11 protein-coding genes are annotated in these 13,030 nt (G+C 59.8%); 10 read left to right on the top strand and 1 reads right to left on the bottom strand.

Translation table 11 applies throughout. The features are described from left to right. Positions 1-21 precede the first annotated feature (21 nt). From mscK to trxC, 4 genes are all read left to right on the top strand, one after another. Positions 22-3,348, top strand: coding sequence for a mechanosensitive channel MscK (mscK, locus tag RHM56_RS21020; protein WP_322235717.1), 3,327 nt, complete (start codon positions 22-24; stop codon positions 3,346-3,348). A gap of 122 nt (positions 3,349-3,470) precedes the next feature. Continuing rightward, positions 3,471-4,934 (top strand): protein adenylyltransferase SelO, encoded by a 1,464-nt coding sequence (gene selO / locus RHM56_RS21025; RefSeq protein WP_322235719.1) that lies wholly within the window; start codon positions 3,471-3,473, stop codon positions 4,932-4,934. 282 nt (positions 4,935-5,216) lie between these two features. Beyond that, on the top strand, positions 5,217-7,013 hold the full coding sequence (locus tag RHM56_RS21030; protein WP_322235721.1) for an SLC13 family permease: 1,797 nt from the start codon (positions 5,217-5,219) through the stop codon (positions 7,011-7,013). Positions 7,014-7,238: 225 nt separating this feature from the next. Next, a complete protein-coding gene (gene trxC, locus RHM56_RS21035) occupies positions 7,239-7,679 on the top strand; it encodes a thioredoxin TrxC (protein ID WP_322235723.1) in 441 nt (146 codons plus the stop codon). Here trxC and RHM56_RS21040 read toward each other — a convergent pair. Then, positions 7,676-8,449: a ParA family protein gene (locus RHM56_RS21040; protein ID WP_322235725.1), complete on the bottom strand. Its 774-nt coding sequence runs from the start codon at positions 8,447-8,449 to the stop codon at positions 7,676-7,678. The two genes, trxC and RHM56_RS21040, sit on opposite strands and share 4 nt — an antisense overlap. Before the next feature lie 336 nt (positions 8,450-8,785). On the opposite strand from RHM56_RS21040, the gene RHM56_RS21045 reads away from it, so the two are divergent. Genes RHM56_RS21045 through RHM56_RS21070 form a run of 6 tightly spaced genes read left to right on the top strand, consistent with a single transcriptional unit; the run spans position 8,786 to position 13,004 of the window. After that, positions 8,786-9,508: a beta-ketoacyl synthase chain length factor gene (locus tag RHM56_RS21045; RefSeq protein WP_322235727.1), complete on the top strand. Its 723-nt coding sequence runs from the start codon at positions 8,786-8,788 to the stop codon at positions 9,506-9,508. After that, a complete protein-coding gene (locus RHM56_RS21050; protein WP_322241829.1) occupies positions 9,484-10,290 on the top strand; it encodes a lysophospholipid acyltransferase family protein in 807 nt (268 codons plus the stop codon). Before RHM56_RS21045 ends, RHM56_RS21050 begins: the two co-directional genes overlap by 25 nt. Continuing rightward, positions 10,271-10,531 carry a phosphopantetheine-binding protein gene (locus RHM56_RS21055; RefSeq protein ID WP_322235729.1) on the top strand — a complete coding sequence of 87 codons (261 nt, stop codon included), beginning with the start codon at positions 10,271-10,273 and terminating at the stop codon, positions 10,529-10,531. The genes RHM56_RS21050 and RHM56_RS21055 overlap by 20 nt, the downstream gene beginning before the upstream one ends. A 9-nt stretch (positions 10,532-10,540) precedes the next feature. Further along, positions 10,541-10,795, top strand: coding sequence for an acyl carrier protein (locus tag RHM56_RS21060; protein WP_322235731.1), 255 nt, complete (start codon positions 10,541-10,543; stop codon positions 10,793-10,795). After that, the gene (locus RHM56_RS21065; protein ID WP_322235733.1) at positions 10,792-11,337 is read left to right on the top strand and encodes a hypothetical protein; all 546 of its coding nucleotides are present in this window, start codon (positions 10,792-10,794) and stop codon (positions 11,335-11,337) included. Before RHM56_RS21060 ends, RHM56_RS21065 begins: the two co-directional genes overlap by 4 nt. Continuing rightward, positions 11,334-13,004, top strand: a complete 1,671-nt coding sequence (locus tag RHM56_RS21070) for an AMP-binding protein (RefSeq protein ID WP_322235735.1) — start codon at positions 11,334-11,336, stop codon at positions 13,002-13,004. The genes RHM56_RS21065 and RHM56_RS21070 overlap by 4 nt, the downstream gene beginning before the upstream one ends. Positions 13,005-13,030 lie beyond the last annotated feature (26 nt).

The following is a 13,030-nucleotide window of genomic DNA, read 5'->3' on the forward strand; positions in this document are numbered from 1 at the left end:
CCCTTTGCTTGACCGGAATCTATGCCAACTCTGCGCACGTTCTTCGCAACCGTCCTGCTCAGCCTAAGCCTATGCGTTGGCTTGGCACAGGCGGCTGATCCGCCCACCGCTGAGGCGGTCCAGCTAAGCCTGGATAAAATTGCTGACCGCAAGCTGCCCGACGCCGATCAAAAAGCCTTGCAGGCCGTGCTGGTACAGACCTTAACCCTGCTGGCCAACAAAGCCGATTACGAACAGCGCCTGAGCGAAGTTAAAGCGCAGCTCAACAACGCGCCACGTCAAACGGCCGATAACCAACGCGAATTGGCACGCCTCAAGGCCACCAAAGCGCTGCCTGTGGAAGAGCGTTACGCCAGCCTTTCAGTGTCGCAACTGGAGCAAATGCTGGCCGACCACACCACCGAGCAAGGTGAACTGCAAAAGGCCTTGGCCAGCGCCAACAGCCAGAGCATTGCCGCCCAGACCCGACCCGAGCGGGCGCAGGCCGAGATCAGCAACAGCCAAACGCGTATCCAGCAGATCAACAACACCCTTAAAGCGGGTCGCGACAATGGCAAATTACTGACCCCTGAGCAGCGCAACCAACTCAATGCCGAAGCCGCCGCGCTGACCGCGCTGATTGCCCTGCGTCGTCAGGAACTGGCCGGTAACAGCCAACTGCAAGACCTGAGCGGCAGCCAGCACGATCTGCTGCTGGAAAAAACCACGCGCCAGGATCAGGAAATCCAAGAGCTGCAAACCCTGATCAACAAGAAGCGTCTGGCCCAGTCGCAGCAGACCGTGACCGAACAATCCATCGAGGCCCAAAAGACGGGCAGCAGCAGCCTGCTGTCGACCGAAAGCGCGATTAACCTCAAACTCTCCGACTACCTGTTGCGCAGCACCGACCGCCTCAACGAAGTCACCCAGCAGAACCTCGAAACCAAGCAGCAACTGGACAACGTCACCCAAAGCGATCAGGCGCTGGATGAGCAGATCAACGTCCTGCGGGGCAGTTTGCTGCTGTCCAAAATTCTCTATCAGCAGAAGCAAGCGCTGCCGCGCCTGAAAAAGATGGACAAGGACCTGGCGGATGACATCGCTGATATTCGCCTGTATCAGTTTGAGATCAACCAACAGCGCGAACAGATCAGCAACCCGACCACTTACGTCGACAACCTGCTGGCAACCCAGCCGCCCGATCAAGTCACGCCGCAACTGCGCAAGACCCTGCTTGAACTGGTCAACACCCGCAGCGACCTGCTGGACCGTTTGAACCGCGAGTTGAGTTCACTGCTCAACGAATCGATCACCCTGCAACTGAACCAAAAGCAACTGCTCAGCACCGCCCAGAGCCTGCGCGCGACGCTGGACGAGCAGATGTTCTGGATCCCCAGCAACAAACCGCTGGACTTCGAATGGCTGGAAACCGCCCCGCACCACCTCAAGCAGCAAATCGTCACCCTGCCGTGGGGTTCCAGTGTCACAGAGCTGGCACAAGGCCTGATCCAGCGGCCGCTGTTGTTTTTGCCGTTTGTGATGGTGGTGGTAGCCCTGCTGTGGAAGCGCCGTTACCTTTACGGCAAGCTGAACAAAATCCATCAAGACATTGGCCACTTCAAGCGCGACAGCCAATGGCACACGCCGCTGGCGATTCTGATCAACATCTTGCTGGCCATGCCGCTCTCATTGGCGCTGGCCCTGTGCGGGTATGCTCTGCAAACCGATGCCCGAGGCATGAACGCCAATACCGGGGCAGCGCTGGTGCAAATGGCCGAAGCCTGGCTGGTGTTCTACACCGCCTACCGGATTCTCGCGCCGGGCGGCGTGGCCGAACTGCATTTCCGCTGGGAAAAACCGCTGGTTGAATTCCTGCAGAACTGGATTCGAAAACTGGGTTTCGTGGTGCTGGCACTGGTGGCCGTGGTCGCCTTCGCCGAGCAACAACCGGCGGCGCTGGCAGACGACGTGCTGGGCATCCTCGTGGTGCTGACCTGTTATGCCGCCATGGCGTGGCTGCTGTGCCGCTTGCTGCTCAACGACCAAACCGAGAAAAAAGCCTACCGCGTGCGCAAGCTGCTCGGTTTCGCGTTCGCCCTGCTGCCCCTGGCGCTGTTCGTGGCGGTGGGTTTTGGCTACTACTACACCGCGCTCAAACTCAGCGACCGCTTAATCAACACCCTTTACCTGCTGATGCTGTGGCTGGTGGTTGAAGCAGCCTTTGTGCGCGGCCTCGCGGTGGCAGCACGACGTCTGGCCTATGCCCGCGCACTGGCCAAACGCCAGGCTGCCAAAGAAGCGGGTGAAGGCAACGACACCATCATTGAAGAGCCGACACTGGACATCGAACAGGTCAACCAGCAATCGCTGCGCCTGATTCGCCTGACCTTGCTCGCGGCCTTTATCGGGGTGCTGTATTGGGTATGGGCCGACTTGATCTCGGTATTCTCCTACCTCGACAACATCACCCTGTACGAATACACCAGCGGCACCGGCGCCAACATGAGCATGGTGCCGATCAGCATTGGCGACGTGCTCGGCGCATTGGTCATCATCGGCATCAGCATTGCCCTGGCGCGCAACCTGCCCGGCCTGCTTGAGGTGCTGGTGTTGTCACGGCTCGATTTGGGCCAGGGCAGCGCCTACGCCACCACCACCTTGCTGACCTACGTGATTATCGGCGTTGGCTTTGTCTCCACCCTGTCGACGCTGGGCGTGAGCTGGGACAAGTTGCAGTGGCTGGTGGCCGCACTGTCGGTGGGCCTGGGCTTCGGGATGCAGGAAATCTTCGCTAACTTCATCTCTGGCATCATGATCCTCTTCGAGCGCCCGGTACGGATTGGCGACACCATCACCATCGGCAACCTGTCGGGCACCGTGAGCAAGATCCGCATCCGGGCGACCACCATCACTGACTTCGACCGCAAAGACATCATTGTCCCGAACAAAACCTTCATCACCGGGCAACTGATCAACTGGTCGCTGACCGACACCATCACCCGTGTGACCCTCAAACTGGGCGTCGATTACGGCTCCGACCTGGACCTGGTCAAGCATTTGCTGCTCAAAGCCGCGCAAGAAAACCCACGCGTCCTCAAAGACCCCGAGCCGCATGTGTACTTCCTCAACTTCGGCGCCAGCACCCTGGACCACGAACTGCGCATGCACGTACGCGACCTGGGCGACCGAAACCCGGTGGTCGACGAAGTGAACCGCTTTATCAACCGCGAGTTCAAGAACCACCACATCAACATCTCGTTCCAGCAGATGGAGGTGTACCTCAAGAACACCTCGAACCAGGAATACAAGCTGGTGCCAATAGATCTGCCAGCGCCTGAACAAAAGCCCCTGCCGGGCAAGCCCGACTAGCAGGACGCCTAAACGTCTGTAGGAGCGAGCTTGCCTCGCGATCTGTTGATCGTTGAAAAGATCGCGAGGCAAGCTCGCTCCTACACGGGGTGTTTACCCTCACACTTTGCTGGAGACGGCCATTGAAAGCCCTCGACGAACTGACCTTCGACAATCGTTTTGCCCGACTGGGTGACGCGTTCTCAACCCACGTGTTGCCCGACCCTCTCGACGCACCACGACTGGTGGTCGCCAGCGATGCTGCAATGGCCCTGCTCGACCTCGACCCGACCGTCGCGCACGACCCGGTGTTTGCCAAACTGTTTGGCGGTCACACCTTGTGGGCCGACGCCGAGCCCCGCGCCATGGTCTATTCCGGCCACCAGTTCGGCTCCTACAACCCACAACTGGGGGACGGTCGCGGCTTGTTGCTGGGCGAGGTCTACAACGAAGCGGGTGAACATTGGGACTTGCACCTCAAAGGCGCCGGCATGACGCCCTACTCGCGCATGGGCGATGGCCGCGCCGTGCTGCGCTCATCCATCCGTGAATTCCTTGCCAGCGAAGCCTTGCATGCACTGGGCATCCCCAGCAGCCGCGCCCTGTGCGTGATCGGCTCCGATACCCCGGTGTGGCGCGAAAAACAGGAACGTGGCGCCATGGTGCTGCGCCTGGCACACAGCCACATCCGCTTCGGGCACTTTGAATACTTCTACTACACCAAACGCCCGGAGCAGCAAAAGCAACTGGGCGAACACGTACTGGCCCTGCACTACCCGCACTGCCTGGAACAGCCCGAGCCGTACCTGGCGATGTTCCGCGAAATCGTTGAGCGCAACGCCGAACTGATCGCCAAATGGCAGGCATACGGTTTTTGCCATGGCGTGATGAACACCGACAACATGTCGATCCTGGGCATCACCTTCGACTTTGGCCCGTTCGCCTTTCTCGACGACTTCGACGCCCACTTCATCTGCAACCACTCCGACCACGAAGGCCGCTACTCCTTCAGCAACCAAGTGCCCATCGGCCAGTGGAACCTCAGCGCATTGGCCCAGGCCCTGACCCCCTTTATCAGCGTCGAAGCCCTTCGCGAAACACTGGGCTTGTTCTTGCCGCTGTACCAGGCGCACTACCTCGATCTAATGCGCCGCCGCCTGGGCCTGACCACAGCCGAAGACGGTGATCAAAAACTGATCGAAGACCTGCTGCAACGCATGCAGGGCAGCGCCATCGACTACACCTTGTTCTTGCGCCGCTTGGGCGACCAACCGGCAGAACAAGCGGTCGCCAGCCTGCGCGACGAATTTGTCGACCTCAAGGGCTTTGACGAATGGGCGAGCCAATACGTTGCCCGAGTGGCGCGCGAAGGCGCGAGCGATCAAAACCAGCGCCGCGAGCGCATGCACGCGGTCAACCCGCTGTACATCCTGCGCAACTATCTGGCGCAAAAAGCGATTGATGCCGCAGAGGCCGGGGATTACAGCGAAGTTCGGCGATTGCACCAAGTGCTGACCCAACCGTTCACCGAGCAGCCGGGCATGGAAAGCTATGCCGAACGGCCGCCAGAGTGGGGCAAGCATTTGGAGATCAGTTGTTCGTCTTGAGGTGTTCCCCCGTGTAAGAGCGAGCTTGCCTCGCGATCTTTTAAACGATTAAAAGATCGCGAGGCCAGTGACGTATGTAAACCCCGTAGCAGTCGTAAAACCTGCGCACCCATGCCGGGAATGTCCACACGCTCATCAATGGACACCCGCATAACCAAATCGCATAACAACCTGCCCAAAGAGTCTTAGACGAACCCGCCCTCGCTCACTATGGTGACGCCCGCGCGCAGGCTCTGGCCTGCCCGATACCTCATACGAGATTCGTCGCTCTAAGGAATACCCATGTCCTGGGACTCGCTGCCCCTGTTGTTTGTTGCCGCTTTGTTGGTGTGGTTGTTGGTGTCTTTTGTGCGCGAGAAGTGGAGCGCCGATGTGGTGGCCGCGATTGCGGTCGCAGCGTTGCTGGTGACGCAGATCCTCACGCCGCACGAGGTGTTGAGTGTGCTCAGTAACTCGGCCCCCGCGACGATTGCCTGCATGTTTGTATTGTCCGCCGCGCTGGAGCGCACGGGCTGTATTGATGCACTGGGCAATTGGCTGGGTAATCTGGTGGGCGATAAGCCGATGCGGGTGCTCGGCGGGTTGATGATTACCGCGCTAGTGATTTCGGCCTTTTTGAACAATACCCCGGTCGTGGCGATTTTGACCCCGGTGGCGATTGCGCTGGCCAAACGGGCTCACAGTTCGCCCTCTAAATTGCTGATCCCGCTGTCTTACGCCACGGTGCTGGGCGGGATGCTGACGATGATCGGCACGTCGACCAACATTCTGGTGGACGGCGTGGCGCGAAAGGCCGGGCTCGCGCCGTTCGGCATGTTCGAGATCACGCAGGCCGGGCTGATGTTTGCCGCCGTGGGTTTTGTGTATCTGATGCTGTTCAGCAATCGCCTGCTGCCTGATCGCGACAGTCTGTCCAAACAGCTGCGCCCGAATCTGGCGCGTACGTTTATGAGTGAGTTGCTGGTGCCGCACGATTCGCCGGTGATCGGCAAAACCCTGGCCGAAGCCAATCTAAACGGCGGCAGCGGCCTGCAAGTGCTGAAGATTTTCCGCGATGAGCAAGAACTCACCACCCCCGACTCGCGCACACAACTGCGCAGCGGCGACCGACTGGTGTTGCACGGGCAAGTACAGGACGTGGTCGAGCTGCGCGAAAGCGGCGTGCTGACGTTCAACCGGGGCGACGCGTTCGAGACCATCAGCAATCACGACGTGATTCTCGCCGAAGCCATCGTGGGCCGTAACTCGCGCTACAGCCACCGGCCCATGCGCGACCTCGACCTGACGGCGCGTTATGGCATCGCGGTGCTGGCCGTGCATCGCCAGGACGAGAACATTCAAGGCAACCTCGACGACCTGCATTTACAGTTTGGCGATGTGATTCTGGTAGAAGGCACGCCCTCGCAAATTCGCCGCTTCGCGGAAAATGGCGACTTGATCAGCCTTAATACGGTGCTGGAGCGCGCCTATCGCCGCGACAAGGCACCGATTGCAGTGATCGCCACCTTGGCCGTCATGGTGCTTGCGGCGCTTGAAGTCATGCCCATCGAAGGCCTCGCACTGATTGCCGCGGTGGTCGTGGTGGCCACTCGCTGCCTGGATGTTCAGGACGCTTACAAAGCCGTGGACTGGAAAATCCTCAGCCTGATTTTCGGCATGCTGGCCATTAGTATCGCGATGGACAAAGTCGGGCTGATCACGCTCGTGGTCAACCACACCATGACAGCCATCCCGAATGCCGGGCCGTTATTGATGCTGGGGTTTGTCTATTTATTGACCAGCATCCTCACCGAAGTGCTGTCCAACAATGCCGTGGCCGTGCTGCTGACGCCGATAGGGATTGGCGTGGCCCAACAACTGGGCGTCGACCCGCGGCCGTTCGTGGTCGCGGTCATGTTCGCCGCCAGCGCCAGCTTTGCCACCCCTATTGGCTATCAGACCAATACATTCGTGTACAACGCAGGCGGCTACAAATTCAGCGACTTTGTGCGCATCGGCATCCCGCTCAATGTGCTGATGCTGATCGTGGCCATGTTCGTGATCCCGTGGATCTGGCCGCTCACACCCGTGGCGGGCTGAAGGATTATCTGCTGAACTGCACAAAGCCGCCCACTGCCCGTAGCAGCTGCCGAGCTCCGCGAGGCTGCGTCCGGCGGCGAAGCCGTCGCAATATCAGGCTTCGCGATCTTTCAGGCACACCGCGTGTAACGGATTTACGATCGCTTCGCAATCGGACGCAGCCTCGCGGAGCTCGGCAGCTGCTACGAGGTTTACACCTCAAGCCCCACACCCGGAGTGACTCCCATGACCGACCCGCTGCTTATCCCCTGCCCTCACTGCAACGGCCTTAACCGCATTCCCGCCGCACGCGTGGGCGAACACCCCAAATGCGGGCGCTGTAAAAATGAGGTGCTGATCGCCAAACCCTTCGACTTGAAGCAAGCCGACTACGCCAGCCAGATCAAAGGCGATCTGCCGCTGCTGGTGGATGTGTGGGCTGAATGGTGTGGGCCGTGCAAGGCGTTTGCTCCGGTGTTTGAGCAAGCGGCCAGCCAACTGGTCGGGGTGTGCCGCCTGGCCAAGCTCGACAGCGAAGCCAATCAGCCACTGGCCACGCAACTGGGCATTCGCTCGATTCCGAGCCTGATCCTCTACAAAAACGGCCAGGAAGTCGCCCGTCAAAGCGGCGCCTTCCCGTTGCAGCAACTCAAGGACTGGCTGCAAAAGCACGGCGTGCGTGCTTAGGCGTTTTGATCCAGGAAATCGTGCAGTTCTACAAATTGCTGGGTCAGCTTGTGCCGTGGGTCGAAATACACCAACGGCTGGCTGGCCTGGTGCGATTCGCGCATTTTCACTGAGCTGCTGAGGTACACCGGCAACACCGGCAAGCCTTCGGCAATCAACTCATCAAGCATTTGCTGCGGCAGGCTGGCCCGGGCCTGAAACTGGTTCACCACAATGCCTTCGACCAACAGGTCTTCGTTGTGGTCTTCTTTCAGCTCTTCGATTTCGGACATCAGGCCGTACAGCGCCTGACGCGAAAAACTGTCGCAATCGAAGGGGATGAGCACACGGTCGCAGGCGATCAGCGCCGATACTGCGTAAAAATTCAACGCGGGAGGCGTGTCGACATAGATGCGGTCGTAGTCCTCGGCCAGCTCATCCAGCAGCTTCTTCAGCTTGTTGATCTTGTGCTTGGCTTCGAGCTTGGGCTGCAAATCAGCCAGTTCGGCGGTGGCCGTAATGATGTGCAGGTTTTCGAAAGGCGTTTCGTAAATATCGACCCGATTCTTCTTTGAACCCACGCTGGCCGACAGGCTGTGCTTGAAGAACTCGGCAATCCCCATCGGAATATCATCACCCGTCAACCCGGTGAGGTATTGGGTGGAGTTGGCCTGTGCATCCAGATCCACCAACAACGTTCGGTAACCCTCGCTGGCACTGACGGCCGCCAGGTTACAAGCGATGCTGGACTTGCCCACACCGCCTTTTTGGTTGAACACCACGCGACGCATTTCTAAACCTCCGTGTATCAATAAGTGCCCGAGTGTAGATGCCCTGTGGACAAATTCGCTACCTCGCAGCGAAAAGAGCTACAACCTAAAAATATTTATCCCGGCATACGCCAGAACGTACCGTCTTTCTCGAAGTCATAAGGGTGCCTATAGTTCAGCTCTGGCAAAAAGATAGCTATTTCGGCCGATCAGCTGAAAAACCACCCCCTAAAATGTAAGCGGTGTTTGCTACGAACCAACTGCACCGGGATAATGCCGCCACTTTGTTATCAGTGCAGCATTGACCGCTGCCTATATTTGCATCAGGGAAGCCCGTCAGGGCGGGATGAACCTCCAGTGATCAACTTCAATATTGCCGCTTGGCGAGCCTGGGCTCCGGGCCTCGACAACGTGGCCGATTGGCAAGCCTGGAGCCAGCAACCCCACGCGGTCGCTGCCAGCGATGCCAGCCCTGACGTATCGTTTTTACCGGCCATGCAACGCCGCCGCCTCAGCCGCTTGGCGCGCATGGCGTTCAGTGTCGGCTGGCCATTGGCGCAGGGGCATGAAGCTCTGCCGCTGGTGTTTGTGTCCCGCCACGGCGAAACACCGCGCACCTTCGACATCCTCAGTGAACTCGCGGCCGACCAACCCTTGTCGCCCACCCAGTTCAGTCTCTCGGTGCACAACGCGGTCATTGGCCTGTGGTCGATCATGCGCGGCGAAACCAGTGAAATGACCGCACTCGCCGCTGCCGGTGATGGCCTGGAACACGGCCTGATTGAAGCGTGCGCGCTGCTCAACGAAGGCGCACCCGCCGTGTTACTGGTGATCACCGAAGAGCAGCCTCCCCAGGCGTATGAGCACTGGATCGACGACGTGCCTTTCGCCTACGCCGTCGGCCTGCTGCTGACGCAAGGCAAGCAATGGCATGTGACGCTCACCCCCGATAACACCCCGTCTGTAGCCAAAACCCAGTGGCCCCACGCCATTGAGTTGTTACGCCACCTGCTCGCAGGGCAGACATCGTTCCGGCACGCCTGGAAAAACCGGCTCTGGCACTGGCAACGCACACCGTGAAGACTCGCAGTGATGCCTATTACTGGCGCCTGATTGCCACCGCAATAAGCTTTGTCAGCTTCGGGCTTGGGTGCCTGTGTCTGCGGCTGGTGATTTTCCCGCTGCTGAGTTGCCTGCCAGGCGATGCTGTGCGCCACCGCGAACGTGCGCGCTACACCGTCAGCCTGCTGTTTTGGCTATTTATCCGTTTTATGGCGCGCATGGGCGTACTGACCTATGACGTGCAAGGCGCCGAACGGCTCGGGCGTCCCGGCCAAATGATCATTGCCAACCATCCGTCGCTTATTGATGTGGTTTTTTTGATCGGGCTGGTGCGTAACGCCAACTGCGTGGTCAAACAAAGCCTGTGGCAAAACCCGTTCACGCGCAGCCCGGTGCGCGCCACGCAATACATCAGCAATGACGGCAGCATCGACATGCTCGACAACGCCGCAGGCGCGCTGCAACAGGGCCAGACCCTAATTATCTTCCCGGAGGGCACGCGCACCCAGCCAGGCGTTGCGCCTGCCTTTCATCGCGGGGCCGCCTCGATTGCCTTGCGCGGTGCGAAGATCCTGACGCCGGTGGTGATCAACGTCAGCCCCACCACGCTGACCAAAGCCGAACCCTGGTACCGCATTCCCGAACGCCGCGTGCACTTCAGTTTTCGTGTCGGGGCCGATATAAATCCAAAGACCTTTTCAGCACTTGGCCCGCCGCCCAAAGCATCGCGCCTGCTCAATGACTTCGTGCATGACTACTTCATTAAGGAGCTCGCCACAGATGAGCGATCTAAACCGTGACATCAAACAGCTGATCATCGATGCCTTGGGCCTCGAAGACATCAGCATCAGCGACATTGGCGACGATCAAACCCTGTTTGGTGAAGGCCTTGGGCTGGATTCGGTTGACGCCCTGGAACTGGGCCTGGCGATTCAAAAAACCTACGGCATCAAGATAGATGCCGACGCCAAAGACACCCGCGATCACTTTTCCAACGTGACCAGCCTTGCGGCTTTCGTCACAGCCAAACAGGCTGCCTGAGACCGAACCATGCAAAACCGTGAAGATATTTTCAACCTCCTGCGCGATGCCCTGGTGGAACTGTTCGAACTCGAACCTGCGCGCGTCACGCTGGAGGCCAACCTGTATCAGGACCTGGAAATCGACAGCATCGACGCCGTCGACCTGATTGATCACATCAAGCGCAAAACCGGTAAAAAGATCGCCGCCGATGAATTCAAATCAGTGCGCACCGTCAACGATGTGGTCGAGGCGGTCTACCGTCTGGCTCAACCGGGCGCATGAGCCGATTGATCGGCCTGGGCCTGCTGCTGGCGGGTCTGTTGTACCCCTTCGCGGTGCATTTCGGCATGGCCCACTTTGCCCCGTGGCAGTTTGCGCTGCTGCTGGGTGCCCTGTGGCTGGCCCGCGCACTCACTGGCGAACGACGCCCGGGCAGCCTGTGGATGGCACTGGTTGCGCTGGTGTTTTGCGCGTTGCTGGCGCTGTTCAACAGCCCGGCCTTGCTGCGCTGGTACCCGGTGCTGATCAGCGCCTGCATGCTCAGCCTCTTTGGCTTGAGCCTGATAGTCGGGCCGCCGATGGTCGAGCGTCTGGCCCGTTTGCGCGAGCCGGTATTGCCCGACATCGCGATTCATTACACACGGCAGGTCACCAAGGTCTGGTGCCTGTTTTTTCTGCTCAACGGGTTAGTCGCAGCCAGCCTCACACTGTGGGCACCGCTGAGTTGGTGGACGTTGTACAACGGCCTGATCGCCTATGGGTTGATGGGGCTGTTGTTTGCCATTGAATGGCTGATACGACAAAAAGTAAGAGGCCAGGCATGAACTGGATAAAACTTGAGCAGTTGTTGCTTGAGGGCCACACAGCGCGGGTGGTCAGCTTTGACCCGCCGCTCAGTCATCACGCGCTCTGCACCCAGGCCTTAAGCCTGGCGGGCGGATTGCAGCAGCGTGGTGTGCAACGCATTGCCGTGCATCTGGACGATGCTGCTGATCTGGCCGTGGCGCTGCTGGGTGCCTGGCGGGCCGGCGCCAGCATCTTGCTGCCCGCCGACCTGCAAGTTCACACCCGACAACGCTGGGACGCGCACGTCGATGTGTGGCTGACCAACAGCGCGGAACTTGAAGCCTTGTACGGCGCCCCATTGCCCGCGGCTGAACTGGACCTGGACGCGTGTCAGCTGAGCCTGTGCACTTCAGGCTCCAGCGGCGAGCCCAAACGCATCGACAAAAACCTGCGCCAGATGGCCAATGAAGTTGAGGCACTGGAGCAACTGTGGGGCCACGAACTGGGCGACGCCTGCCTGATTGCCAGCGTGGCCGCGCAGCATATTTACGGGCTGTTGTTCCGTGTGCTGTGGCCGCTGTGCGCGGGCCGGCTCTTTGCCCGCCAGCAACTGGCCTTCCCTGAAGACATGCAGCGCGCCAGCCTCGAACACCCGGCCTTTGCCTGGGTGGCCAGCCCGGCGCTGCTCAAGCGCATGGCCGACAACCTCAACTGGCCTGCCTTGAGCCAAGTGCGTCGGGTGTTCTCTTCGGGGGGCGCGCTACCGAGCGAGGCGGCGCACGCGTTGCAGCAACGTCTGGGTCAGTGGCCCACCGAAATTTTCGGCAGTTCCGAAACCGGCGGCATCGCTTGGCGTCAAGGCCCAACCTTGTGGCAGCCGTTTGCCGGTGTGCAGCTCAGCCAAAGCGAAGACGGCGCGCTGCGTATCGCCTCGCCGTATTTGCCCCCGGGCCATATTGAGCAAACAGCTGACGCCGCGCGCATTGAAGCCGATGGCCGCTTTGAGTTGCTGGGGCGTCTGGACCGCATCGTCAAACTGGAAGAAAAACGCATCTCGCTGCCCATGCTTGAACACGCCCTGACCCAGCATGACTGGGTGCAAGAAGCGCGCTTGGGCGTGGTCAATGAAAACCGGGCGTCTCTCGGCGCCTTGCTGGTGCTCAGCGCCAGCGGCCTGTTTGCCCTGCGCGAACAGGGCCGCCGAGCGCTGACCCAGACCTTGCGCCAGCACCTTGGCCAGCATTGCGAAGCCCTGGCCTTGCCGCGCCGCTGGCGATTGCTGCGGCAAATGCCGCTCACCAGCCAAGGCAAACTGCCGCAAGCGCAGGTCGATGCGCTGTTGCTTGCACCTCGGCCCACACTGCCTGAAGTGCTAAGCCAACACCCGCTCGATGACGGCTGGACACTCAACCTGTCGATTCCGCCAGACCTGGCATTCTTCAGCGGTCACTTCCCCAAAACCCCGGTGCTGCCCGGCGTGGTGCAAGTGGACTGGGCCATGAGCCTGGGCCAGCAACTGCTCGACCTGCCGCCACGCTTTGCGGGCATGGAAGTGCTCAAGTTCCAGCAACTGGTTCGCCCCGGCGACAGCATCGAACTGACCCTGCGCTTTGATCGCGAACGCAGCAAATTGCACTTCGCGTATCGCAATGCCAACGCCGCCTGCTCCAGTGGTCGCATCCTGCTGGAGGCGGCCTGTGGATAACTTACTGGCCAGCGCCCACACAATAT

Source organism: Pseudomonas sp. CCC3.1 (genome assembly GCF_034347405.1).
GTDB lineage: Bacteria > Pseudomonadota > Gammaproteobacteria > Pseudomonadales > Pseudomonadaceae > Aquipseudomonas.

Bases quoted from the DNA above. Each gene is read 5' to 3' on its own strand.
- RHM56_RS21060 (WP_322235731.1), top strand. From the start codon at position 10,541: ATGCAAAACCGTGAAGATATTTTCAACCTCCTGCGCGATGCCCTGGTG.
- RHM56_RS21065 (WP_322235733.1), top strand. From the start codon at position 10,792: ATGAGCCGATTGATCGGCCTGGGCCTGCTGCTGGCGGGTCTGTTGTAC.
- trxC (WP_322235723.1), top strand. From the start codon at position 7,239: ATGACCGACCCGCTGCTTATCCCCTGCCCTCACTGCAACGGCCTTAAC.
- mscK (WP_322235717.1), top strand. From the start codon at position 22: ATGCCAACTCTGCGCACGTTCTTCGCAACCGTCCTGCTCAGCCTAAGC.
- RHM56_RS21040 (WP_322235725.1), bottom strand. From the start codon at position 8,449: ATGCGTCGCGTGGTGTTCAACCAAAAAGGCGGTGTGGGCAAGTCCAGC.
- RHM56_RS21070 (WP_322235735.1), top strand. From the start codon at position 11,334: ATGAACTGGATAAAACTTGAGCAGTTGTTGCTTGAGGGCCACACAGCG.
- RHM56_RS21030 (WP_322235721.1), top strand. From the start codon at position 5,217: ATGTCCTGGGACTCGCTGCCCCTGTTGTTTGTTGCCGCTTTGTTGGTG.
- RHM56_RS21055 (WP_322235729.1), top strand. From the start codon at position 10,271: ATGAGCGATCTAAACCGTGACATCAAACAGCTGATCATCGATGCCTTG.